Source organism: Methanohalophilus sp. WG1-DM, from assembly GCF_004104135.1.
Lineage (GTDB): Archaea > Halobacteriota > Methanosarcinia > Methanosarcinales > Methanosarcinaceae > Methanohalophilus > Methanohalophilus euhalobius.
This window is the reverse complement of sequence record NZ_RRBA01000001.1, coordinates 170986-194240: the sequence shown is the minus strand read 5'-3', so window position 1 is coordinate 194240 and position 23255 is coordinate 170986. Positions and strand designations below refer to the sequence as shown.

The window sequence follows — 23255 nt, the reverse complement described above, 5'->3', positions numbered from 1 at the left end:
ATAATTTATATATCATCAACGGAGGAACATTATGCCAAAATCAAATGGTGAAAGATACTGTACAAGATACAAGCTTAAAAAGTCAATCAGGGAAAGAGGACTCTCTCCTGTGAGCAAAGCCATCCAGAGTTTCAGTGAAGGACAGAGAGTCCATATAGATATTGATCCCAGTGTCCAGAAAGGAATGCCAAATCCCAGATACCAGGGTAAAACCGGTAAGGTACTCTCTCAGCGCGGGCGTGCCTACATCCTTGAAGTACGTGAAGGAAATGCCAATAAGCAGGTAATTGTCCTGCCACAGCACCTTAAACCCCAGAAATACTGATTTCTGGTAAGAAATATAAATATCAGAGGCTTGCAGAAATAGCTATATCTGCTTTGCCTCTGATAGTTGTCTGTTGCATTATTCCTGCCTTAAAGGCAGGTTAACTTAAGGCAGAATGGATGAGTGCTTTCCAATGATAGTTAAAAAAGTTCTTGATGAAGAATTACTTACGTTACCTGAGGTCAGGGCAATTCTCCACCAGATTCTGGAAGAACGTGTCAATAACGAAGAAGAGCTTGGATATGAGCTGCGTAAAGCCATAAACCATGCAGACATGTTCTCAAAGACAAGTGCTGAAAAAGCACGCGAGTTTGTCAACAAATTGCTTGAAGTGGAGAAAATGAAACCGGAGATTGCAATTCGGATAGTGGACACAATGCCACTTTCCAGGGATGAACTCCGTACCCTTTATGCCAAAGAGAGATACACTCTCTCAGATGAAGAGCTTGACACCATCCTTGAACTCGTAATGGATTATATGGAATAAATTTATATTCCATATACGACTTTTTCTTTTAGATAATATCTAGTCTTACGTGCACCATGGAGGATATAATGACTACAAAGGGGAATAAAACTGAAAGAGAAGAGTACGCATGGGTTCTGGATTATCTTCCTTATGGAAATCCTAATGATCCACGTCCCACATACCAGAAAACACCCTTAGCCCAGGCAGTAGGTGATTCTAAATTCGTACTCATGGAACTTGTCCCCAAGGAAAAAGTCACTCCTCAGATACAGTCCAGAGTTTATATCGGAGAGGGTGACAGGGAAGTAATTGATCATGTCAAGCATCGGATTCATTACAATGATCTTACAAGTGGTGCACAACTTGAGCTTCCGTATGTACTGGAGCAATCGGTAAAACATCATGAGGAGCGTTTTGTAAAGTTTTTCAATGAAGCTCATCCCATAACGACTCGCCAGCACATGCTAGAGCTTTTACCCGGTATTGGCAAAAAACTCATGTGGGCGATAATCGATGAACGTAAGAAGGGTGAGTTCAAAAGTCTTGAAGAACTCCATGAACGTGTGGGAGGAGTACATACGCCCCAGAAGGCTATTGTCAATCGTATCATGGAAGAACTTAAAGATGATAATATCAAGTACAGACTCTTCACAAGACCACATCGCCGCCCCCACAATGAATAAAGGGTATAGATGTGGTATACTCTATTCTTAAAAAATATGGGATCAGGGGTGGTTCCCTTGACCAACATTTTTTGGTAAATGAACCTATACTGGACTCAATAGCAGAAGCTGCAGACCTGCAAGGTGATGATGTCGTTCTTGAGATAGGCGGCGGTATCGGAAATCTGACAGAGCGTCTGGTAGCCAGGGCAGGCAGGGTTATTGTTATAGAACGGGATCCCCGTCTGGTGACAGTGCTGCAGGACAGGTTCCACGACGTATCCAATATTGATATAATTAAAGGGGATACAATGAAAGTTGAACTCCCTGCCTTCAATAAAGTTGTAGCAAATTTACCTTATTCAATCTCTTCTCCCATAACATTCCGTCTTCTTAACCACGGTTTTGAAAAAGGGATTTTAATGTATCAGTACGAGTTTGCCAGAAGAATGGTAGAAGTGCCGGGCTCTAAGAATTATGGTCGGCTTTCAGTGGACACACAGTATTTTGCTGATGTCAGGCTCCTTCGCAAAATTTCTCCCTCTGCTTTCACTCCCGCTCCAAAAGTCTGGTCCGCAATAGTCGAAGTGGTACCCCGGCCACCGGCTTTTGAGGTGAAGAATGAGCAACTCTTTTTCAGGGTTGTCGAGGCTGCATTTGGCCAGAGGCGCAAGAAAATGAAAAATGCTCTTACGAAATTCAATCCGCCCCTGGCAAACCAGGAATCCATTCTTCGTTTAATTCCTGAAGATTTCCTGGGAAAACGTGCTGAACAGCTTTTTCCTGAAGATTTTGCAACCATATCCAATATTCTCTATGAAGCAAGGGATGACTAATGGCTCCCATTTCATATCGCAATGCTTATGTTAACATTGAAAAAGATGTTTATGAACCTGCGGAAGATTCTTTCCTGCTTGCAGATGTTGCGATAGACCGTATCAGTGACGGTATGCATGTGCTGGAAATGGGTGTGGGAAGTGGCTTTGTTTCTGCAGTGGTTGCTGCTAATAAGAATGTAGAACCCATAGGTTGTGACATAAATCCTGATGCTCTTGAATGCGCATATAAAAACGGCATCCAGGTTTTCCGCAGTAACCTTTTCGCAGGGCTCAGGAAAAAAGCATATTTTGATGTCATACTGTTCAATCCTCCCTATCTCCCGACCTCCGAAGACGAAAAGTTAGAGGGTTGGCTCAATTATGCTTTTGATGGAGGAGTTGAGGGAAGGGATACTATAGCAACCTTTTTTGCTGAAGTATCTGACTATCTCAAACCCGAAGGGAGTGTTCTGTTATTCATTTCTTCCCTTACAGGTAAAGGGGAAGTATTTGATATCATGGAGCGAGAGAGGTTCAGTGCCTATGTGGTAGCTGAGACCCGGTCTTTTTTTGAAAAATTGATGGTTATTGAATGTACACACAACCGCTGAAATACAGGTATATTTTCAGTAGTTCATTATGCTTAAAAGGAAAAACCACCTTTTGTTACTTCAAAGCAAAACGAAAGGTTTATTGTTGTGCAGGTTGACGGTATTGTTGCGTAATAGAAATTAAAAAAGTTAATCTTAAATTGAATATAATAGTTTTATATTTAAAAATTGCCAGAGGATTACAAATGAAATACAGTCTTGGTATAGATGCCGGTGGAACATATACAGATGCCGTAATCCTGCGGGATTCGGATGGGAAGATTATTGATCATGGAAAGGCCCGCACGACCTATCCTGATTTGCTGGATGGAATTCAGGAAGTACTTGACGGCCTGGATCAGTCATTTCTGGAAAAAGTCTCTCTGGTATCGGTCTCTACCACTCTTGCAACCAACACTATTCTGGAAGGTACAGGTTATCCGGTAGCTCTTATCATGATAGGGGGAGAGGTTCCAAACGATTCATCAATCAAGTATTCAATATCTGTACAGGGCGGCCATTCTTCCGGAGGGAACGAAAAACAATCCCTTGACATGGATTCTATAAAAGAATTTGTAGGAGAAGTTCAGGATAAGGTATCAGCATTTGCAGTTTCTGCCTATTTTAGTGTAAGAAACCCGGACCATGAATTGAAGGCAAGGGAAGTTATAGATGAAATGACCGGTTTGCCTGTGATCTGTGGCCATGAACTTTCCCAGTCCCTGGGAGCATATGAAAGAGGTGTTACAGCCTATCTAAACGCCCAGCTTTTGCCCATATCGACCCGGTTTATGGAAACAGTTGCATCTGAGATAGATCGAAGAGGAATCGATGCAAAACTTATGATGCTCAAATGTGATGGTTCCATAGTGGGTATGAAAGAAGCTCTCAAACACCCGATCGAATCAATATTTACCGGTCCTGCAGCAAGCCTTGTTGGTGCTTCATATCTTGCCAAAAGCAAAGATTGCCTGGTCATTGATGTCGGAGGTACAAGTACCGATGTAGCTATGGTTATTGACAATCTACCTGAAATAACCGATGAAGGGGCAACTGTTGGGGGTTGGCCAACCAAGGTGGAAGCCATAAGAATGGAAACCTCTGCAATGGGTGGAGATAGTCATGTGTGGGTTAAGAATCATAATGTTTTCATAGGTCCACGCCGGGTCGTTCCTCTCTGTGTGGCTGCCAGTAAATATCCGCAAATCATTACAAAACTCAAGAAAGGACAGAGTATACTGAAAAGCCAGCTAGGGGAAAATATCCAGCCCACAAAATTCTTTATTAGAACCAAACAGGAACCCATTGAACTTACAGATCGCGAAGAAGACCTTCTTTCCCGCATAAAGGATGAACCCCTGACCGTGAGTGACATCTACTGGGACAGTAAAGCATTGCCATCGCCTATGGTCATGGCAAGCCTGATCCAGAAACGTCTGGTACAGGCCATAGGTTTTACTCCAACCGATGCCCTTCATGTTCTTGGGGAATATAATGAGTGGAACAGTGAAGCTTCCAGGGTCGGTGCAGAAATACTTGGATACTTCGCAGATCTGGATGCTGATGAAATTGCCGGTAAAGTTAAAGATGAAGTTGCAAAGAACATGGCACAGAACCTTCTTTCCTATGTCTTTAATGACCTCGAGGATTCACAGATCAATAAAGTTGTCCGTGGCAATCATTATGGCGGATTTCATGTGGATGTTCCCGTGGTACTGCTTGGAGGTCCTGTACAGGCCTATGTAAATGATATGCAAAAGTTAGTAGATGCGGAAATAATCCTGCCTGAATATGCGGAGGTGGGTAATGCGGTAGGAGCGCTTGCAGGTAAGGGAATAAAGCGTATCGAAGTTCTAATTCGTCCGAATTTTGGTGAATCTAAATATAATCTACGTCCTTCTTCTGTGTCATTATTTTATCCCGGCGGAAATGAAAATTTCAAATCCCATGAAGAAGCCGTGCAGGCTGCCCGGGAGATCGGCCATAGATTGATAATGGATTACATGCATGAGGCCGAACTGGACGAAGGTGAAATAACTATAGATGTTGACCGCAAGGATGTTCAGGTGCATGGAGTCGGTATTCCAATGGAAACAAGGTTTACTTTCCTGGGTGTAGGGGACATCAAAATGGGGAAGAAGGATATAAGGAGATAATTTTCCTTTTTTCTTTCCCTGATCAATTTTAAATAAAAGGTAGCTTTATTTCCATCTATGCTGGAATTTAGAAAACAAGAGCCTTACAGTCTGCGTACACGGCCCGATATTGTAGAATCTGAATATGATTTTCGACAAAATCTGGACATTTCGGATGTAAATGGTGTATTGTTCAATGTTCTGGCTTCCCGCAATTCATCCACTCTTGCAGAATATGATGCTGTCTGGTGGAGGGAAAACAGGGTCTGTTTTCTGGAATATAAAGATTCAACTGCTGCTTATCGGCGTATGAATGCAAAAAGGGCACAACAGGTTCAGGATACATCCAGGAACCTGGCTCGTACATATGGTTTCCAGGAATTCAATTATTCACTTATAGTTAAAGGACTGGAGGCAAAGACTACAAAGGGAAGTGTTGCAGTAATACCTCTTGAAGATTTGTCTTCATACCATCCGGAATTTACTTCTGCTCATGTCGAACTGGATTTTATTGATAAGTTGACGGATAAATACAGCAGGGAGCAAAATTCCGTTGAATTAGAACGGGATACAATTATTGCTGATATTAGTAAACTTAAAGAAATGTTTGAACAGCAACTCTGATAGAAGGAGATATTTTTCATGACTGTAACAGGATATGGGCAAGCTTTGGGTGCAGGTACCATCCTCAATGCAATTTCTACCTGGAAAGGTGCAGCTTTTGGATTGGACCTCAAGACATTTGCCAGGGTTGAATTATCACAGGGCGATGGTCCTATAGAAGGCATTATTGAAGAGAATGGGGATATGGATACCACTCTGATCGAGAATGCAGTTGGCATAACTCTTGACCTGTTTAATTTGAAAATGCAGGGCACGGTACAAACAAGAAGTGAAATTCCTCATGCAAGCGGATTAAAAAGTAGCAGTGCTGCGGCTAATGCTGTTATCATTGCTACTCTGGATGCCATAAAAGAATCAATGGAACCTCTGGATATGGTGAAATTAGGGGTCCAGGCAGCTAAAAAATCCGGAGTGACAATCACAGGGGCTTTCGATGATGCCTGTGCATCTTTTTTTGGTGGTGTGGTAGTAACTGATAACAAAGAAGATATTCTTTTCAACCGCATCAAGAAAAATAGTGAAGTACTTGTTTTTGTTCCTCCTCAAAAGGCATATAGTTCGGAGACTGACGTAACAGGATCAAAATTAATTGGACCCTGGATAGACATGGCTTATGACCTTGTAATCCATCGGGAATTTGAGAAAGCAATGACATTAAATGGTTTTCTTTATTGTGGTGCTTTGGGTTTTGATACCAAACCAATGATGGTAGCCCTTGAAAGTGGTATTGAAGGCGTCACCCTTTCTGGCACAGGTCCTGCATATGTGGCAATTGGGGATAGCTCCGATCTGGACAAACTTGCAAAGGCCTGGGAGAAGCGTATTACAGGCGGAAATGTGATAAGGACGAAGATCAATAATGAAGGAGCAATTTAAACCAGGTAATTGTTGGTTTTTATGACAATCGAAAATGTAAGACAGGAGATCGAGAATATTGATAGGGAACTGGTGAAACTCATTGCAAAAAGAGTTGAATTTGCAGATGATATTTTAAAGTACAAACACCAGGCCAATCTTCCTATCAATGACGACACGCAAAATGATGTGGTAATAGATAGAGCTGTTTCTATTGCTACTGAAAAAGGTTTAGATTCCACAGTGGTAAAACAGATTTTCAAACTCCTTATACAAATGAATATAGAAAGGCAACATGAATTAAGCGGTGAAGGTAATCTTCCTTAATAAGAGGTACAAAAATGGTAGATATTGCAATAGTGATGGGGTCTGAATCGGACCGGGCAATTTCGAATCGTGTAACCAATGTATTGGACAACACAGATTACAGTTATGATGTACAGGTAATTTCTGCCCACCGCAATCCCGATGAACTGGATGAATATGTAGGTAAGGACGAGGCTATCGTTTACATTGCGATAGCCGGACTTTCTGCCGCACTTCCCGGCGTGATAGCATCAAAGACTGACAAGCCTGTTATCGGGGTGCCTGTGGGTGCCAAACTTGGGGGACTGGATGCATTATTGTCCACAGCACAGATGCCACCGGGTGTACCGGTTGCAACTGTTGGTATTGATAACGGTGCAAATGCAGCTCATATGGCAATCCGCATCCTGAAACTCAAAGGAGAATGAATTTTCATTCTTCTTCTAAACAAATATGAAAACAACAGTGGTCGTCCCCATTACCCATTGTTTTATCTACGATAACTTCGCCGTTGGTGACTCCGTTAACCATCTTTGAGAAAACTCCGGTGGTGAGGTTGCACATTATGGGGTTTATCTTACATTCTTCTCCCCATGGGCACCTGTGTGCTTTTATGATCGAACACCCATTATTGTCACTGTCATCCTCTACAAAATAACTGGCTCCCAGTTGATTCATAGCCCCGCAGCAAATTTCGGCTACATCTTGCGAATCTGCAGTTTTCCTCTCACAATCACTACGTACAATATCTTCCACCATATCAACCATTTGACGAATAATTATTTTCTTCTGTTCAGGTGGTGCACTACTAAGTAGGGAGGGAATAATTGAGGTTAAAACTTTTCGAATGCGATTTTGCATTTTAAGGTGCTCTTTTTCAGCCACCAGCTCATCATGGAGGCTTTTGATGCGCAACAATGACTTTACACGGGTTAGAAGTTCCACCCGGTTTACAGGTTTTGTAAGAAAATCATCTGCACCAACTTCAATACCTTTAATGCGGTCCTCTTTTTCAGATAGTGCAGTTACCATAATAATCGGGATATGGCGTGTATTTTCTGATTCTTTTAATTTTTTAGCAACATCATAGCCACTCATATCCGGCATCATAATGTCCAGAAGAATAAGGTCTATGTCTTTTTCTTTCACTTTTTGGAGACATTCTTCTCCACTTTCAGCCAGAGTAAGTTCGTATAAGTGGGAAAGGTATGCTTCCATTAAATCCAGATTTTGTGGTTCGTCATCCACTATGAGTATTTTAGGTGTGATTTCGCTTTCCATATTTCCTGTGTTATGGTTGGGATACTTGATTAATAAGTCTTTTTAACAAAAAGTGCTATCAATTGTCTTTCTTGCCTTTTATGTCTATGCCTTTTGATGTAATATCAAACGGAACAGGGTCAAGAGAAATGGCTGTATTTCTCATTTTTGGTATGAAAATAAAACGTTCCATTTTCCCTGTATAGGGATTTTCCTTAACCAATAACTTGATGTTTCCAAAAGTCGAGTAATCTGCAACTTCATGGGTCATTTGGTGCGCAGCTTCATCCATCACAAAAAGTGTTGTAACATCCTTTTGTGAAAGTAAAAGATTCAATGTATCAAACTGATCACGAAATTCACGTGGTGTTAAACCAATTGCGAAAACTCCGATATTGTCCATTACTATTACTTCGGCATCATAAGGTATCAGTTCAGGCATGTTTATGAGGTCAACCTGTTTAAAACTCAACCCATCTATCATTTCAGCAGCCTTAGTTACGCTCCGACTTCTCATTTCCAGTATTTTTACAACTTCAAGTAAACCATTTTTTATATATTCCTCAAAAGGAAATCCAAACATCTTTGCCTGTTCGGTAATATCTTCTTCGGTCTCTTCTGTTGCCATTATTACAGATTTTTTTCCATCTGTACATGCCTGATTTATTGCGTGCATTGCAAGAATAGTTTTACCTGATCCCGGGGCACCGGTGATAAGAATTCCTTTTTTCCCCGGATATCCATCACCAACTTTTTTGTCAAGACCCTGAATTCCTGTAGATAGCCTTTCCATTGGTACACCGTTGATTACTATGCAAGTCTTTATATATAGAATGTTTCTTCCCTTTAACAAATTTATTGCATGTTATGTTTATTGTAATTATGTTATGAGCCTGGAAATTAACAAATATAATTGTCACAATATGCCATGCACTTTTTCCCGAAAAGGACAAGTTGAACGGTTAAATATATTTATCAGGAATGAGTTTATTTCATGCATTATACCAATCCACTGATTATATACTTTTGATAGACTCTGGAGATTGTGAACTTTTAATATTGATTTAAACGTGAGTAAAATATGGCGGAAGAAATGGCTTCTAAAGATGAGGAATTGGAAGAATCATTTGACACCACCAGTTCCATCGAAGTGCCTAAACTATTGATCGACCAGATCATTGGTCAGGATCATGCGGTGGAGGTTGTCAAGAAAGCTGCAAGTCAGAGGAGACATGTTATGATGATCGGTACTCCTGGTACCGGTAAATCCATGCTTGCAAAGGCAATGGCTGAATTGCTTCCAAAGGAGGAACTGCAGGATATCCTTGCATATCCCAATGTTGAAGACAACAACAATCCACGTATCCGTACCGTCCCTGCCGGAAAGGGCAGGGAGATTATTATGGCTCATAAAATGGAGGCCAGAAAGAAATCCCAATCAAGGAACATGTTGATGATGTTCCTTATTTTTGGTATTGTGATGTATTCTTTCTATGTGGGTCAACTTCTCTGGGGTATCATTGCAGCTATAATGATGCTAATTCTTAGCAGGCAATTTATGCCAAAAGAAGAAATGATGATCCCAAAGCTGCTGGTTTCAAATTATGAGCAGGACAATGCTCCCTATATTGATGCCACCGGTACCCATGCAGGCGCCCTCCTTGGGGATGTCAGGCACGATCCATTCCAGTCAGGAGGACTGGAAACCCCGTCTCATGACAGGGTAGAGAGTGGAGATATTCACAAGTCCCACAAAGGTGTACTCTTCATTGATGAGATCAATACTCTCAGGATCGAATCCCAGCAGAGCCTGCTTACGGCAATCCAGGAGAAAGAATATCCGATTACAGGTCAGTCAGAGCGCAGTTCAGGTGCCCTTGTGAAAACAGAACCGGTTCCATGTGACTTTATAATGGTAGCTGCAGGTAATCTGGATGCTGTGGAAAAAATGCATCCTGCACTCAGGTCACGTATAAAGGGTTATGGATATGAGCTCTACATGCGTGACACCATGGAAGACACTGCTGATAACCGCAAGCATCTTGTTCGGTTCGTGGCACAGGAAGTTAAGCGGGACGGCCATATACCCGATTTCGATCAGTCCGCTGTTGAAGAAGTCATTCAGGAAGCACGCAGGCGGGCCGGAAGAAAAGGCCATCTAACTTTGAAATTACGTGATCTTGGAGGACTTGTGAGAGTAGCAGGAGATATTGCACATGCTGAGGGTACAAACATCACCTCTGCAAAACATGTACTTGCAGCCAAGAATATGGCACGCTCCATAGAACAACAGCTTGCTGACAGTTATCTGGAAAGGAAAAAAGATTACCAGTTGTTTTCCAAGAAAGGTGCTGCTGTCGGTAAGGTCAATGGGCTTGCTGTAATGGGCGGAGATTCTGGAATAGTCTTGCCTATAATGGCAGAAGTAACTCCTCCACAGTCACAGGCTGAAGGCAAAGTAATTGCCACCGGTATGCTCAAGGACATTGCCAAGGAAGCGGTCCTCAATGTGTCAGCTGTGATCAAAAAGGTGACAGGCCAGGACATAATGAATAAGGATATTCATATCCAGTTTATCGGTACCTATGAAGGAGTTGAAGGAGACAGTGCTTCTGTGTCCATTGCAACGGCCGTGATTTCGGCACTTGAAGGCATACCTATTGATCAGAGTGTTGCGATGACAGGTTCCCTGTCTGTAAGAGGTGATGTATTGCCGGTGGGTGGTGTAACCTACAAGATTGAAGCCGCAGCCCAGAGTGGAATTAGAAAAGTTATTATACCCTGGACCAATAAGGATGATGTCTTGATTGAAGAAGCTTACAAGGATCAGGTTGAAATAATTCCTGTCAAAACAATATCCGAAGTTATAGAGCACAGTCTTGTGGGCACCAAAAAGGAAGGAATTAGGGAAAAACTCAAGGAGCTGACAGATATGAAAGTTGATCTGGAAATTCCCGAATCCATTCCCGGTTAAACAACATTTAAAGGGAATCCAGTAAATGAGAGAACCAGAATTTTATGATGTGAGGTGGATAGAGGGTGAATCAACTTCTATCCTTCTCGATAACGGTAAAATAGAAGACATAAATACCAACTACGGTAGTGGTTGTGGGGTACGTGCTCTTTGTGGCGGCTCATGGGGTTATACTTCATCTGAAGGGGTTGATGGTATTGATACTGCAATAAATGCAGCGAGAGAGTTGGCTTCTGATGTAAATAAACACAGTCCAGGAGAAAAAGTAACTCTTGCATCTTACTGTGAACCCAATGTTGACAATCTGCCGTCTATAAAGGAAACCCCCCGGGATGTTCCGGTTGAAGAAAAAGTTGAGTTGTTGAAAGACCTTTCCAATAATGCTTCATGCAAGGGAATTAGCAGTACATCCGCATCATACTCTGAATCAACCTTTAAGGTTCATTATACAAATTCTGAAGGTGCGGATTGCGAATATGAACTTACCAGAGTCGGATTTGCAATTTCAGCCATTGCTTCAGATGGTGTAGCCTATCAGGTAGGAAGAGAAAGCAATTTTGACGTATGCGGTTATGAAATGTTCCGTGACCCTGCAATTCTGGAAAAGGCACAATCTGCCGGAAAGACAGCTGTGGATTTGCTGGGTGCCCGTCAGGCAAAAGGAGGAAAGGGTCCTGTAATTCTTGATCCTGAACTTGCCGGAGTATTTGCCCATGAAGCAGTTGGGCATGCTTCAGAAGCCGATCTGGTGCTGGAAGGAAGTTCAATTCTGGCAGACAGAATAGGTGAAGAAATCGCTTCACCACTTGTTAATATCGTAGATGACCCTACCCTTCATAAATTCGGTTACTATCCCTTTGATGCAGAAGGAATGCAATCTCATAGAACAGATATTATCACGGATGGAGTATTGAATTCCTATCTGCATTCCAGGGAAACCGCAGGTAAACTTGGTGGTACATCAGGTAACAGTCGCAGCCAGGGATATTCTGCACCTGTTGTCAGAATGAGTAATACATATGTTGACAACGGAAATTCAAATCTTGATGAAATGCTGGAAGAACTGGGTGACGGAATGTACCTTGCGGGTACCCGTGGAGGACAGGTTAATACAGGTGAAGGAATCTTCCAGTTCAATGCCGAAAAAGGTTATATTGTGGAAAATGGGGAAATCGGAGACCTTGTGCGTGATGTGTCCCTGTCTGGTAATACTCTGGAAATCCTGAAAAATGTTTTACTGGTAGGAAATGATCTTAAAATGCATTCGGGCAGATGTGGCAAAAGCGGTCAGGCAGTTCCGGTATCAGACGGGTCTCCTCATCTTCTTATTTCAGATGCCCTTGTGGGAGGTGTCCAATAATGCAGAATTACGATATTGGCAACAAAGTCCTTGAATTTGCCAATAAATATGGAGCCGATGAGGCTGAGGTCTTCATCTCAGCAAATCAAGTGACTTCTGCAAGTGTCCGTCACAACCTTATTGAAAGTGCCAGGAATCAACAAAGTCAGGGATTGGGTGTAAGGGTTGTTAAAGATAGTGCAGTGGGATTTGCAAGTACTAACATTTTCAATCGGCTTGAGGAAACTGTGAAAAGTGCTATTGCAATGGCCAAGGTACGCGATTCAGATGAAGATTGGAAAAACCTGCCTTCAAGTGGTAAATATCCTGCCGTAAATGGCATTTTCAGTAAGAAAGTCAATGAACTTGAGCTTGAGGATTGCATCTCCCTGACAAAGGAAATGATTGATGGTGTTTGTTCTTTTAGCGATATAATAGCTCCTTCAGGTTCTTTTTCCCGTATGAATTCCAACCAGCTTATCATGAACACTAACGGTGTTGAAGTTGAGGAAAAGGGTACTGCAGTATCGGGTTTTATTGATGTGATCACAACTTCCGGTATTCCATCTACAGCATACGATTTCCGTATATCCCGGGATATGGATATTGATTTTTATGGGATCGGGAAAGAAGCCGCAAACCTGGCCAATTCCTGCAAAAATGGCGTTTCTGTGAATAGTGGACAGAAAGATGTCGTATTTCATCCCTTTGCCTTTTCGGACATAATGGAATCTTCATTCTTATCTTCAATAGAAGCGGATAATATACAGAAAGGCAGGTCCAGCCTAACGGGAAAATTGAACACCGATATTGCAGCCCGAGGTCTTACAGTAACTGATGACGGTATCCTGGATGGTGGTATTGCATCTTCGGTTTCTGATGATGAAGGTACTCCTTCACAATCCACCGGAATAATCAAAGATGGTTTACTCAAATCTTACATCTATGATTCCTATACTGCTGGTAAAGAAGAAAGATACAGTACCGGCAATGCTGTCAGAGGTTCATATACTTCCACACCCAGTGTTGGCACCCGCAATGTTGTCTTTGATCATCCAGCATCTGACATAATTTCTGAAATAAAAGATGGGGTATTTATTACAAATGTAATAGGTGCACACACTGCAAACCCGATATCCGGGGATTTTTCAGTGGAAGGCCGCAATGCTTTTGTGATCAAGGATGGCCAGATAGAAAAACCGATCAAGTCTCTTATGGTGTCCGGCAATATTTTTGAGTTGCTCAGGAATGTGAAAGGTGCCGGAGATGATGTCCGAATGGTTGGTAGTATTATTACCCCTTCAATATGGGTATCTAATATGAATGTAATAGGCTGACTGCTGATTATAATCAGTAATCATTATATATAACCCTCTCTAACTATGTATATATAAGATCAAGTACCAAAAGTTTTTCAAATTTACTTGATAAATGCTGTTCATACGGAACTATAATAACCAGGTGTCAATATGACAGATGAGGGGATAAGGACAAAAATTCTTGTAGTCGACGATGAGCCTGATAATGTCGAATTACTTACGGCTTATCTATTGAATGATTATGACATTATTCCTGCTTATAGTGGTAGTGAAGCACTGGACATACTGAAATCCTGTGAGGATGACCTGCCGGATCTTATTCTCATGGATATAATGCTCAAAGATGGTATGGATGGTGTAGAAGCTGCTCATTTCATAAAACTCAATTATGATATTCCTTTAGTCTATATTACGGCTTATGCAGACGACAATATAATGCGAAGGGCCAAACTCACGGAGCCCTTTGGTTATATCCTCAAGCCATTTGAAGAGTCCGAATTGCGTACAAACATAGAAATTGCGTTATACAAATATGAAATGGAACGCAGGCTCAAAGAAAGCAAGAAATGGCTTACTGCTGTGCTCAATAGTATCGGGGATGCAGTAATTGCAACAGATGAAGAAGGCCTGGTCAAATTCATTAACCCATTTGCAGAAGCTCTAACCGGTTGGGATCAGGATGAAGCAATTGGTTTGCCCTTGTCAGAAGTTTTTGTAGTTGAGAATGAAGTTCCTGGTGAAAAGACAGATGACCCGATCCAGAAAGTCATGAAGGAAGGTATGTTTTACGGCCTTGGAAGTCATACAGTGCTTGTTACTAAAAGCAAAACCCGGATTCCTGTAGATGTAATTGGTTCTCCCATTCGTAATGAAGCAGGTAAACTACTGGGTACTTTGGTGTTGTTCTATGATATCTCTGACCGCAAACGTGTCGAGAATATGATTTATGACCAGAATAGTCGCAAAGACATATGATCTTATATAAATAAAGGAGTTCTATCCTTTATACCAATTTTCTTCTTACAATAAACGCTATTATCAAAATCCATACAGTAAACATTTTGTCCATTATTTTTTCTGAACCCAATGTATTTTTCTCTGCTTCTTCTGATATATTTATTAGTTTGTTATTTTGATTATTTTCCCATACACATGCGCATCCACATATGGGCAATTAATGCTGCATGTGGATTATCAGGATCAATCTCTTTTGTAAGTGCCCAGGCAAAAAAGATAGAATGAGCAGATCTACCAGCCCCTATAATCGCTTCACTCAGATGTTCTCCTGAAAAAATCTGATATGAGATCTATGCAATAAATATCGCAGTAGAAAGATAAACGATTATCCGGTTGGCCGGATAATCCATATCAATGGGTGGTCGTGAAAGGGCTGATATAATTTCCATGGTGATATCAGAGGTTCTCAGAAGCCCATTTTGCTCCTTCTTTCAATATTTGCTGGTTGAGAGGTATGAGTTTCTGCTTTGCTGCAAAAGTCTCCTCAATGGCTTTCATATAGTCCTCAACATCAAGACCTGTTACCCCAAGATGCATCAACACACCTATTATTGCAGTATTGGCAGCCCTTTCAGAGCCTCCCTCCTTTGCAATCTGGGTGGCAGGCACCTTAATTGCCCTTACACCTTCAGGTGCCTTGAAGTCACCTATCGTGGTATCATAAAGGATAATTCCACCCTGTTTGACATCAGAGGCAAATTTTTCCAGTGACGGCAGGTTCATGGCCACCAGGATATCCGATTCATACACTACAGGGGAGCCGATTTCCTCTCCTGAAATGACTACAGAACAATTTGAGGTACCTCCCCTCTGTTCAGGACCATAGGATGGATACCAGGAAGTGAATCGTTTGGCACTACATCCTGCACGGGCCAGGATCAGGCCCATACTGAGTACTCCCTGGCCTCCAAAACCTGCAATCTTGGCAAGTACACGTGTAAATTCAGGATCTTCCACAGCGTCAGGAGATGTGGAATCGTCGATCTTGTAAATATGATCGATACTTTCCTTTGAGAAGTCACTTTTCGGAGAGGGAAGAGGCTCCCTTTCTTCAGCCAGGTCCCTGAGATTACCCAGAGGGAATTCCTTCTCCATTTCCTCATTAATGAATTTAGTACTCTGCTCGGCATTTTGTTTAAGGTTTGTCGGACAGGCAGCAAGTACTTCCACAAATGCATAACCTATGCCTTCTTTCTGGATCTCAAGAGCCCTTTTGACTGCTTTTTTCGCCTTGCGGATATGGGAGATGTCTGACACCGATACCCTTTCGATAAAGACAGGCCCGTCCAGGTTATTGAGCAGTTCACACATATGCAGGGGATATCCTGCAAACCTGGGGTCCCTGCCTGTGGGGCAGGTCACTGTTTTTTCGCCGATAAGTGTGGTAGGTGCCATCTGGCCTCCGGTCATTCCGTATACGGTATTGTTGACGAAGAAAACCGCCATCTTTTCCCCGCGGTTGGCAGCCTGGATTGTTTCATTCATACCGATAGAGGCCAGATCACCGTCACCCTGATAGGAAATAACAACTGCATCCCCTTCCGATCTGGATAGGCCAGTTCCGACTGCAGGTGCCCTGCCATGAGCTACCTGGAGATTGCCACAATTGAAATAGTAATAGGCAAAAACAGCACATCCCACGGGGCTGATCATAACTGAACGTTCCTGTATCTCAAGATCGTCCATGGCTTCAGCAATAAGTTTGTGGAGGATGCCATGTCCACAACCCGGGCAATAGTGGGTAGCAGTCGGAGCGGCTCCGCCCTTGCGTGTGAATTCATCGTAGAGGGAATCCGGTTTCTTTATAACTTTTTCTTCCATTTTTATTCCTCCTTGCCTGCGACTTCCCTTATTTTACCCAGTACCTGGTCCATTGTAATGAGATTGCCACCCATGCGATTAACCAATTCCACAGGTTTTTTGCAACATGTTGCCAGTTTTATGTCATCCATCAATTGTCCGTTGCTCATTTCCACTGAAATGAAATTGACACCTTTTCCGGCAAGTTCAGCCAGTTCTTTTTCAGGGAACGGGAAAAGGGTAATTGGCCTGAAAAGTCCTGCCTTGATACCTTCCTTGCGGGCAAGCTCAACAGCAGAACGACATATCCGGCTGCTAATTCCATAGGATACAAGGACGATTTCGGCATCATCCATCATGTATTCATCGACATCGACTTCCCTTTTCTTTATCGTTTCGTATTTTTCCTGCAGCTCATAATTGAATTCTTCCAGCTCATCAAAGTCAAGGAAAATGGAAGTTACAAGGTTCTGGTAGGTCTCTTTATTGCCACAAACAGCCCATGAAGTATCAATTTCCGGTTTGACTACTTTTTCAGGGAATTTCAGTGGTTCGACCATCTGTCCGAGTACACCATCGGCCAATACCACTACAGGATTTCTGTATTTTGTAGACAAATCAAATGCCTTGATGGTCAAATCACACATTTCCTGGACTGAATTGGGTGCAACCACGATGTTGCGATAATTCCCATGTCCGCCACCTTTTACGACCTGATTATAATCGCCCTGTTCCGGGCCGATATTCCCCAGACCGGGTCCCGCTCTCATAATATCAACGATTACACAGGGAAGCTGTGCACCTGCAAGATAGGATACACCTTCCTGTTTCAGGCTGATTCCCGGGCCTGAGGATGCGGTCATAACCCTGTGTCCAGCAGAAGCCGCTCCGAACACCATGTTTATTGCAGCTTCTTCGGATTCAGCCTGTACGAATTTACGCCCGACCTGGGGGAAGGTTCGGGATGCTTCATGGAGAATTTCACTTGCAGGGGTTATGGGGTAACCAAAGTAGCAGTCACATCCTCCGTAAAGTGCCCCAATTATCACTGCATCATTACCTTTTGTAAGTTGTGTGGCCATATCTTAACACCTCTTTTTAGCAGGGATGTGTATTTCTATTGCAAGAGGCTCCGGGCATGTGTAATAACAATTAGTGCAGCCGGTACACCCTTGACCTTTATACTGAGCATAATGGTAACCTCTTCTGTTGAGTTCATCACTCATTTCCAGCACGTTTTTTGGACAGGCAGTAATGCATCTGGCACAGCCTTTGCATTCAATAATATTGATTAGAGGATATGGTTCTGCTTTTTCTTCCTTCATAAAATCAACTCTTGATGCCTTCTTATTATCTGAAGAGTAGAAAAGGAAAAGAAATATAAATCAATTGTCTTCCTTTTCGTCGTTGTGTTGTCTGATTTCCACCCGGCGAATCTTGCCACTTATGGTCTTGGGAAGTTCGGGTACAAATTCCACTATTCTCGGATACTTATAGGGTGCAGTAACCTTCTTTACATGGTCCTGCAACTCTTTCTTGAGCTGCTCACTTGCTTCATAGTCTTTAGTAAGTACAATGGTGGCTTTTACAACCTGCCCACGTACAGGATGGGGGGATGCAGTGATTGCACATTCCAGGACTGCGGGATGCTGTATAAGTGCGCTTTCAACTTCAAATGGCCCTATCTTATAACCGGAACTCTTGATGATGTCATCTGCTCGTCCTACAAACCACATATATCCGTCTTCATCTTTCCATGCCATGTCACCGGTGTGGTAATACCCGTCATGCCAGGCTGCCTCTGTCTTTTCAGGATCTGCACGATAACCTGCAAACAAATCTGTAGGCCTGCCCTTTGATGTATCGATTACAATTTCTCCTTCTTCTCCGACATCGGCAAGTTTTCCGTCAGGACGCATCAACTGGATATCATAGATGGGTGAGGGCTTTCCCATAGAGCCGGGGGTTGGTTTCAGCCATGGATAGGTTGCAATGGCTACAACAGTTTCTGTCTGGCCGAATCCTTCCATTAGTTTGAGATCGGTATATTCCAGGAATTTTTCATAAACCTCGGGATTCAGCGGATCTCCTGCAACCACACAGTAATTGAGACTGCTAAAATCATACTGGCTTATGTCTTCCTTTATCAGGAAGCGATATACTGTAGGTGGTGCACAGAATGTTGTAACACCATAATGGCTGGCTTTTTCCAGCATATTCCGGGCATCGAATCGTGCATAATCATAAGCAAAGACAGCTGAGCCACAAATCCATTGACCGTAGAGTTTACCCCAGGCACATTTTGCCCAGCCGGAATCTGCTACTGTAAGATGCAGACCATTGTCCATTACATTTTGCCAGTAGCCGGCTGTGAGTATGTGGGCAAGGGGATATGTAAAATCATGTTGTACCATTTTCGGGAAACCGGTCGTGCCGGATGAGAAATACATCAGGGATATGTCATTGTTCTGTGTTGCTTCCTTTCCTTTTGGACGTACAAATTCAGCGGGTGAATTTTCCAGTTTTTCTGTAAAGTTAATCCAGCCGGGACGATTGTGGTTAATCACAAATTTGTGCCTGAGCACATCTTTGAAATCCTTGTGTGCCTCATCTATGTGATCCAAAAGCCCTTCATCAGCATCACTGACGACCATTTGTATGTCTGCTCATTCAATACGATACTTAAGGTCTCTGGTTGTTAACATATGGGTGCCGGGAAGAGCGATGGCACCAATTCTGTGCAATCCCAATATACATATCCAGAATTCATATCTTCCCTTTAAGGTAAGTTTTACCACATCACCCTTTTTTATTCCATATTCACTGAAAAGGTTGGCAGCTTTTTCACTGTAATATTTCAGATCAGCAAACGTGAATATATTCTCTTCGCCATCATCGTTACACCAGACAAGAGCCTTTTTTTCAGGCTGTTCCCTTGCGTACCGGTCAACAACATCATATACGAAATTGAAATTTTCAGGGATATTGATCTTAAAATTAGCGTAAAAGGCATCGTATGATTCAAAATCGATTTGTTCCAGGAAATTATTTATAAGTGAGGTCCATTCTTGCACCCGTTTTGTTCATTTTGGAATTTAGAAGATTATTGCGAGGAATTTTGCAGTTTTGTCTCCGACTGCCTGCATTGAATGGTTGTAATTTGAATCGAAGTATATTGAGTCACCTTCATTGAGAATTATTCCATTATCATGAATGATAACTTTCAGGACCCTTCAAGTACATAATCAAATTCCTGGCCGGGATGGGAATTGGGGATGGAATCCTGGTTGGATTGGGGTTTAACGGTAACTACGAATGGTTCTGCCTTTTTGTGAATGAAATTTGGAGCCAGTCCTTCGTATTGGTACTGTTTTCTTCTTTCTACACTTACTCCTTCATCTTTACGGGTAATGGTGAAAATATGCATCATTGGATCTTCACCGGTAAGTAGCACCGTCATATCAACTTCGAGCAATTGTGCAATTTCAAAGAGGATACTAGCAGGGATATCAAGTTCCCCTGATTCGTATTTACTATATTCTTCTAATGCGATATCAAGGGAGGAGGCTATTTCCTCTGCACTTATACCGGATAATCCACGCAATTCTTTGACACGTAATGAAATTTCTTTTATTTTTTCCTGCATTTTGAGCCTACCTTTTAAACTGTCATGTTTATCCATGATTTAAGTTTTAATCATTTTCACAACAATATCTTAAATATATTTGTGAATTGTGGAAGCGTGACTCATGCTAACAAGTAACAGTAATAGCACTTATTGCATATCCAAAATGTAACAAACTAAAAACTAAATCTGGATTATTTATCAGCCAGTATCGGCCAGATGAGCAGGAAAATGATAAAACTTAATAGAAATACAAAAATCGACCCTGCAACAATATCAACATCTGCAAATTTGTCCGGATTTCCATTATTGATTGAGATGGCAACTCCCGCAAAAAGGGCTGTTGTAATCATGGAACTTGCAAGAGCCAGGATTCGGTTTTTATTTTCATTTTTCTTATCCATAATTAATCTACCTTTTTCCTTTTCATTAACAGGGAATTTGTCATCACAGAGACCGAACTCAGGGCCATGAATGCTGCTGCCATTGCCGGTGTAATGAGTATTTGCTCAAATATTGGGAAGAGTACACCGGCTGCAATAGGTATACCAAGTGTATTGTAACCAAATGCCCAGAAAAGGTTTTGTTTGATCTTTTTCATTGTCAGTTTACTTAAATTCAGGGCCTTTAAAATATCCTTCATATCATTTTTAATAAGGACGATATCCGCAGACTCGATGGCCACATCCACTCCTGCACCCATAGCAATTCCAACATCAGCTTGGGTAAGGGCCGGTGCATCATTGATGCCATCTCCAACCATTGCTACTCTTTTGCCCTGGCTTTGCAGCTTTTCAACCTCCGCAGCCTTATCTGCAGGTAGCACTTCTGCAAAGACTGTATCAATTCCTGCCTGTCTTGCAATTGCATGTGCAGTTTTGCTGTTATCACCTGTAATCATGGCAACTTCAAGCCCCTCTTTCTGCAGTCGGGATATTACTGATGGTGCCTCCTCTTTCAATACATCAGCAACAGCCAGGACACCGGCAATTGTACCATCGAGGGCAACCATTATTGCTGTTTTTCCTTCATCTTCAAACTTATTCGAATCGCGGGATACATCTCCCATATCGATTCCTTTCTCTTCCATGAGACGTTTGGTGCCGATAAATACAGAATGATTTTCCCATTCTCCTACAACTCCTTTGCCGGATAATGATTCAAAACCGGATACATTTTTTAGCTGAAGTTTTCTGGATTTTGCTCCTTCCACAATTGCTTCAGCCAGCGGATGCTCGGAAAGGATTTCAACTGAAGCTGCTGCCTGAAGCAGGTAGTTTTCTTCATAATTACCTGTTGTTGCAACATCTGTAAGGAAAGGTTTACCGATTGTCAGGGTACCGGTTTTATCAAACACGATAGTGTCTATTTTTGGAGTAGTCTCCAGACTTTCCCCATCGCGTATGAGGATTCCATTTTCAGCACCCATTCCGGTACCTACAATTATGGCAACCGGTGTGGCAAGCCCCAATGCACAGGGACACGAAATTACAAGCACCGTGATGGCAGCCAGCAGGGCAAAGAGGAAAGGACTGGCAACACCTGTAAGTTCAGCAACATTAAATGTTCCGTAGCCTATGAAAAACCAGAATAAAAATGCCATCAGGGCAATGGACATCACAATGACAATAAAGTATCCTGCTACAATATCTGCAAGGCGCTGAATGGGTGCCTTTGATGTCTGGGCTCTTTCTACCATTTTTATGATCTGTGACAGGGCGGTATCAGCACCGACCTTTGTAGCTTTGAACCTGAATGAACCAGTCTTATTTATCGTTGCACCGATTACTGTATCTCCTGTGCTTTTTTCAACAGGGATGCTTTCCCCCGTGATCATGGATTCATCAACAGCAGAATCCCCCTCTATGACTTCACCGTCAACCGGTATCTTTTCCCCGGGTTTTATAACGATGACATTTCCAGGTTTTACTTCTTCGACAGGAATATCTTTTTCTTCCCCATCCACGATTATCCGGGCAGTTTTTGCCCGCAGCCCCATAAGCTTACGTATCGCTTCCGAGGTCTTACCCCGGCTTTTGGCTTCCAGGTAACGTCCGAAAAGGATGAATGTAATAAGCATGGCAGCCGAATCAAAGTACGTATGTTCATATCCCGCCCCCAGATTCAGGAAGGCTGCTGCAGTGCTTGCAACAAAAGCGGCTCCGGTACCCGAGGCCACCAATAAGTTCATGTCGGCATATCCGTGCTGCAATCCCCTAAAAGCTCCGGTGAAAAACTGTCTGCCGGGAAAAGTCAAAGTGAGGGTTGCCAGGGTGAATTGAACAATATTGTTAGCGAGAATATCAGGCACATAAGGGTCAATCCTCAGCATTCCCTGCATGGCACCAAGCGTCAGGGGTAATGTCATAGCAAAGGCTATCAAAACATTTTTTTGTTGCTCAATTCTTTCCTGTTCTCGTTTGTCTTTCAAATTATTTTGTGTACCATCCGGTATTGAAGCGCCGTAACCTGCGTTTTCTATGACTTTGATGAGACCTTCCTGATTGATTACGGAACTATCGAAAATTATATCCGCTTTTTCCAGGGATAAGTTTACATTTGCTTCAAATACGCCGGCTTGGTTTTTAAGCGCCTTTTCTACGTTGGATACACAGGAGGTGCAGCTCATCCCGGTAATATCCAGAGTCAGGCGATCACTGCGAATTCCGTACCCCAGGGACTCGATCTGCTCACGTATGTCATTTAAATCCAGCTTATTAACATCATATGTTATAGAGGCTTTTTCCGATGCAAAATTAACTGAGACTTCTCCAATTCCATCTACTTTTGCAAGGCCTGTTTCGATACGTTTGGCACAGGCAGTACAGGACATACCTGAAATATTCAATGTCAGGGTCCTATCGGAATCTCGGGTTGATATTTCTTCAATGTTTACAGGACAGGTTCCTTCACATGCATTCTCTTCCTGACCTTCGACAGAATATCCGGCCTGGCTAATAGTCTCCTTCATAGTTTCAACACTTGTGGATGAAGGATCGTAATTCACTGTAGCAATACCACTTTCAAGGTCCACCTCTGCAGATTTCACTCCTTCAAGGCTTTCAAGAGCATCGCGGACACTTTTTGTGCAGTGTCCGCAACTCATACCGCTTATATGTAAAAAAATCTCAGCCATG

At 42.4% G+C, this 23255-nt stretch carries 23 protein-coding genes and 1 pseudogene; 14 read left to right on the top strand and 10 right to left on the bottom strand.

What is annotated here, in order from left to right; genetic code table 11:
* The first annotated feature begins 31 nt into the window (after positions 1-31).
* The 10 genes from CI957_RS00980 to CI957_RS00935 all read left to right on the top strand — a co-directional run bounded on the left by CI957_RS00980 (position 32) and on the right by CI957_RS00935 (position 7212).
* Entirely contained in the window at positions 32-325 is a 294-nt protein-coding gene (locus CI957_RS00980; protein WP_072361122.1) for a 50S ribosomal protein L21e, read from the top strand.
* A 133-nt stretch (positions 326-458) separates the two neighbouring features.
* Positions 459-812 (top strand): RNA polymerase Rpb4 family protein, encoded by a 354-nt coding sequence (locus CI957_RS00975; RefSeq protein WP_128754030.1) that lies wholly within the window; start codon positions 459-461, stop codon positions 810-812.
* Between the two features lie 68 nt (positions 813-880).
* The gene (locus CI957_RS00970) at positions 881-1477 is read left to right on the top strand and encodes a DUF655 domain-containing protein (RefSeq protein ID WP_096711456.1); all 597 of its coding nucleotides are present in this window, start codon (positions 881-883) and stop codon (positions 1475-1477) included.
* Positions 1478-1488: 11 nt separating this feature from the next.
* A complete protein-coding gene (gene rsmA, locus CI957_RS00965) occupies positions 1489-2292 on the top strand; it encodes a 16S rRNA (adenine(1518)-N(6)/adenine(1519)-N(6))-dimethyltransferase RsmA (RefSeq protein ID WP_128754029.1) in 804 nt (267 codons plus the stop codon).
* Positions 2292-2885, top strand: a complete 594-nt coding sequence (locus CI957_RS00960) for a HemK2/MTQ2 family protein methyltransferase (RefSeq protein WP_128754028.1) — start codon at positions 2292-2294, stop codon at positions 2883-2885. The genes rsmA and CI957_RS00960 overlap by 1 nt, the downstream gene beginning before the upstream one ends.
* A 185-nt stretch (positions 2886-3070) precedes the next feature.
* Positions 3071-5020 carry a hydantoinase/oxoprolinase N-terminal domain-containing protein gene (locus CI957_RS00955; RefSeq protein ID WP_128754027.1) on the top strand — a complete coding sequence of 650 codons (1950 nt, stop codon included), beginning with the start codon at positions 3071-3073 and terminating at the stop codon, positions 5018-5020.
* A gap of 57 nt (positions 5021-5077) precedes the next feature.
* Complete coding sequence (locus tag CI957_RS00950; protein WP_128754026.1) at positions 5078-5623, top strand: hypothetical protein; 546 nt, start codon at positions 5078-5080, stop codon at positions 5621-5623.
* Positions 5624-5641: 18 nt separating this feature from the next.
* Positions 5642-6499 (top strand): shikimate kinase, encoded by an 858-nt coding sequence (locus tag CI957_RS00945; RefSeq protein WP_128754025.1) that lies wholly within the window; start codon positions 5642-5644, stop codon positions 6497-6499.
* Positions 6500-6520: 21 nt separating this feature from the next.
* Complete coding sequence (locus CI957_RS00940) at positions 6521-6805, top strand: chorismate mutase (protein ID WP_096711462.1); 285 nt, start codon at positions 6521-6523, stop codon at positions 6803-6805.
* Between the two features lie 14 nt (positions 6806-6819).
* Positions 6820-7212, top strand: a complete 393-nt coding sequence (locus tag CI957_RS00935) for an AIR carboxylase family protein (protein ID WP_096711463.1) — start codon at positions 6820-6822, stop codon at positions 7210-7212.
* A 4-nt stretch (positions 7213-7216) separates the two neighbouring features.
* Here the strand turns inward: CI957_RS00935 and CI957_RS00930 are convergent, their stop codons facing one another.
* Complete coding sequence (locus tag CI957_RS00930; RefSeq protein WP_128754024.1) at positions 7217-8065, bottom strand: methanogen output domain 1-containing protein; 849 nt, start codon at positions 8063-8065, stop codon at positions 7217-7219.
* A gap of 58 nt (positions 8066-8123) precedes the next feature.
* Positions 8124-8837 carry an ATPase domain-containing protein gene (locus CI957_RS00925; RefSeq protein WP_128754023.1) on the bottom strand — a complete coding sequence of 238 codons (714 nt, stop codon included), beginning with the start codon at positions 8835-8837 and terminating at the stop codon, positions 8124-8126.
* 288 nt (positions 8838-9125) lie between these two features.
* Here CI957_RS00925 and lonB point away from each other — a divergent pair, with 288 nt between their 5' ends.
* The 4 genes from lonB to CI957_RS00905 all read left to right on the top strand — a co-directional run bounded on the left by lonB (position 9126) and on the right by CI957_RS00905 (position 14651).
* Positions 9126-11018, top strand: a complete 1893-nt coding sequence (gene lonB, locus CI957_RS00920) for an ATP-dependent protease LonB (RefSeq protein ID WP_241645762.1) — start codon at positions 9126-9128, stop codon at positions 11016-11018.
* A 25-nt stretch (positions 11019-11043) separates the two neighbouring features.
* On the top strand, positions 11044-12378 hold the full coding sequence (locus CI957_RS00915; protein ID WP_128754022.1) for a TldD/PmbA family protein: 1335 nt from the start codon (positions 11044-11046) through the stop codon (positions 12376-12378).
* Positions 12378-13694 (top strand): TldD/PmbA family protein, encoded by a 1317-nt coding sequence (locus CI957_RS00910; RefSeq protein ID WP_096711467.1) that lies wholly within the window; start codon positions 12378-12380, stop codon positions 13692-13694. Before CI957_RS00915 ends, CI957_RS00910 begins: the two co-directional genes overlap by 1 nt.
* 132 nt (positions 13695-13826) lie before the next feature.
* The gene (locus tag CI957_RS00905; RefSeq protein WP_096711468.1) at positions 13827-14651 is read left to right on the top strand and encodes a response regulator; all 825 of its coding nucleotides are present in this window, start codon (positions 13827-13829) and stop codon (positions 14649-14651) included.
* A 438-nt stretch (positions 14652-15089) separates the two neighbouring features.
* On the opposite strand, the gene CI957_RS00900 is transcribed toward CI957_RS00905, so the two are convergent.
* From CI957_RS00900 to CI957_RS00870, 8 genes and pseudogenes are all read right to left on the bottom strand, one after another.
* Positions 15090-16514, bottom strand: a complete 1425-nt coding sequence (locus CI957_RS00900) for a 2-oxoacid:acceptor oxidoreductase family protein (protein ID WP_096711469.1) — start codon at positions 16512-16514, stop codon at positions 15090-15092.
* A 2-nt stretch (positions 16515-16516) separates the two neighbouring features.
* Positions 16517-17575 (bottom strand): 3-methyl-2-oxobutanoate dehydrogenase subunit VorB, encoded by a 1059-nt coding sequence (locus CI957_RS00895; RefSeq protein ID WP_128754021.1) that lies wholly within the window; start codon positions 17573-17575, stop codon positions 16517-16519.
* 3 nt (positions 17576-17578) lie between these two features.
* The gene (locus CI957_RS00890) at positions 17579-17818 is read right to left on the bottom strand and encodes a ferredoxin family protein (RefSeq protein ID WP_096711470.1); all 240 of its coding nucleotides are present in this window, start codon (positions 17816-17818) and stop codon (positions 17579-17581) included.
* Positions 17819-17878: 60 nt separating this feature from the next.
* A pseudogene (locus tag CI957_RS00885) lies at positions 17879-19567 on the bottom strand (AMP-binding protein).
* 21 nt (positions 19568-19588) lie between these two features.
* Entirely contained in the window at positions 19589-19669 is an 81-nt protein-coding gene (locus tag CI957_RS11145; RefSeq protein WP_342764911.1) for a hypothetical protein, read from the bottom strand.
* A gap of 47 nt (positions 19670-19716) precedes the next feature.
* The gene (locus CI957_RS00880) at positions 19717-20139 is read right to left on the bottom strand and encodes a helix-turn-helix domain-containing protein (RefSeq protein ID WP_342764908.1); all 423 of its coding nucleotides are present in this window, start codon (positions 20137-20139) and stop codon (positions 19717-19719) included.
* Positions 20140-20312: 173 nt separating this feature from the next.
* Positions 20313-20522 carry a hypothetical protein gene (locus CI957_RS00875; protein WP_096711473.1) on the bottom strand — a complete coding sequence of 70 codons (210 nt, stop codon included), beginning with the start codon at positions 20520-20522 and terminating at the stop codon, positions 20313-20315.
* Between the two features lie 2 nt (positions 20523-20524).
* Positions 20525-23254, bottom strand: coding sequence for a heavy metal translocating P-type ATPase (locus tag CI957_RS00870; RefSeq protein ID WP_128754107.1), 2730 nt, complete (start codon positions 23252-23254; stop codon positions 20525-20527).
* Position 23255: the final 1 nt, after the last annotated feature.

Coding starts and splice junctions, on each gene's coding strand:
- CI957_RS00980 (WP_072361122.1), top strand. CDS start 32: ATGCCAAAATCAAATGGTGAAAGATACTGTACAAGATACAAGCTTAAA.
- CI957_RS00975 (WP_128754030.1), top strand. CDS start 459: ATGATAGTTAAAAAAGTTCTTGATGAAGAATTACTTACGTTACCTGAG.
- CI957_RS00970 (WP_096711456.1), top strand. CDS start 881: ATGACTACAAAGGGGAATAAAACTGAAAGAGAAGAGTACGCATGGGTT.
- CI957_RS00960 (WP_128754028.1), top strand. CDS start 2,292: ATGGCTCCCATTTCATATCGCAATGCTTATGTTAACATTGAAAAAGAT.
- CI957_RS00955 (WP_128754027.1), top strand. CDS start 3,071: ATGAAATACAGTCTTGGTATAGATGCCGGTGGAACATATACAGATGCC.
- CI957_RS00950 (WP_128754026.1), top strand. CDS start 5,078: ATGCTGGAATTTAGAAAACAAGAGCCTTACAGTCTGCGTACACGGCCC.
- CI957_RS00945 (WP_128754025.1), top strand. CDS start 5,642: ATGACTGTAACAGGATATGGGCAAGCTTTGGGTGCAGGTACCATCCTC.
- CI957_RS00940 (WP_096711462.1), top strand. CDS start 6,521: ATGACAATCGAAAATGTAAGACAGGAGATCGAGAATATTGATAGGGAA.
- CI957_RS00935 (WP_096711463.1), top strand. CDS start 6,820: ATGGTAGATATTGCAATAGTGATGGGGTCTGAATCGGACCGGGCAATT.
- CI957_RS00930 (WP_128754024.1), bottom strand. CDS start 8,065: ATGGAAAGCGAAATCACACCTAAAATACTCATAGTGGATGACGAACCA.
- CI957_RS00925 (WP_128754023.1), bottom strand. CDS start 8,837: ATGGAAAGGCTATCTACAGGAATTCAGGGTCTTGACAAAAAAGTTGGT.
- lonB (WP_241645762.1), top strand. CDS start 9,126: ATGGCGGAAGAAATGGCTTCTAAAGATGAGGAATTGGAAGAATCATTT.
- CI957_RS00915 (WP_128754022.1), top strand. CDS start 11,044: ATGAGAGAACCAGAATTTTATGATGTGAGGTGGATAGAGGGTGAATCA.
- CI957_RS00910 (WP_096711467.1), top strand. CDS start 12,378: ATGCAGAATTACGATATTGGCAACAAAGTCCTTGAATTTGCCAATAAA.
- CI957_RS00905 (WP_096711468.1), top strand. CDS start 13,827: ATGACAGATGAGGGGATAAGGACAAAAATTCTTGTAGTCGACGATGAG.
- CI957_RS00900 (WP_096711469.1), bottom strand. CDS start 16,514: ATGGAAGAAAAAGTTATAAAGAAACCGGATTCCCTCTACGATGAATTC.
- CI957_RS00895 (WP_128754021.1), bottom strand. CDS start 17,575: ATGGCCACACAACTTACAAAAGGTAATGATGCAGTGATAATTGGGGCA.
- CI957_RS00890 (WP_096711470.1), bottom strand. CDS start 17,818: ATGAAGGAAGAAAAAGCAGAACCATATCCTCTAATCAATATTATTGAA.
- CI957_RS00880 (WP_342764908.1), bottom strand. CDS start 20,139: ATGCAGGAAAAAATAAAAGAAATTTCATTACGTGTCAAAGAATTGCGT.
- CI957_RS00875 (WP_096711473.1), bottom strand. CDS start 20,522: ATGGATAAGAAAAATGAAAATAAAAACCGAATCCTGGCTCTTGCAAGT.
- CI957_RS00870 (WP_128754107.1), bottom strand. CDS start 23,254: ATGGCTGAGATTTTTTTACATATAAGCGGTATGAGTTGCGGACACTGC.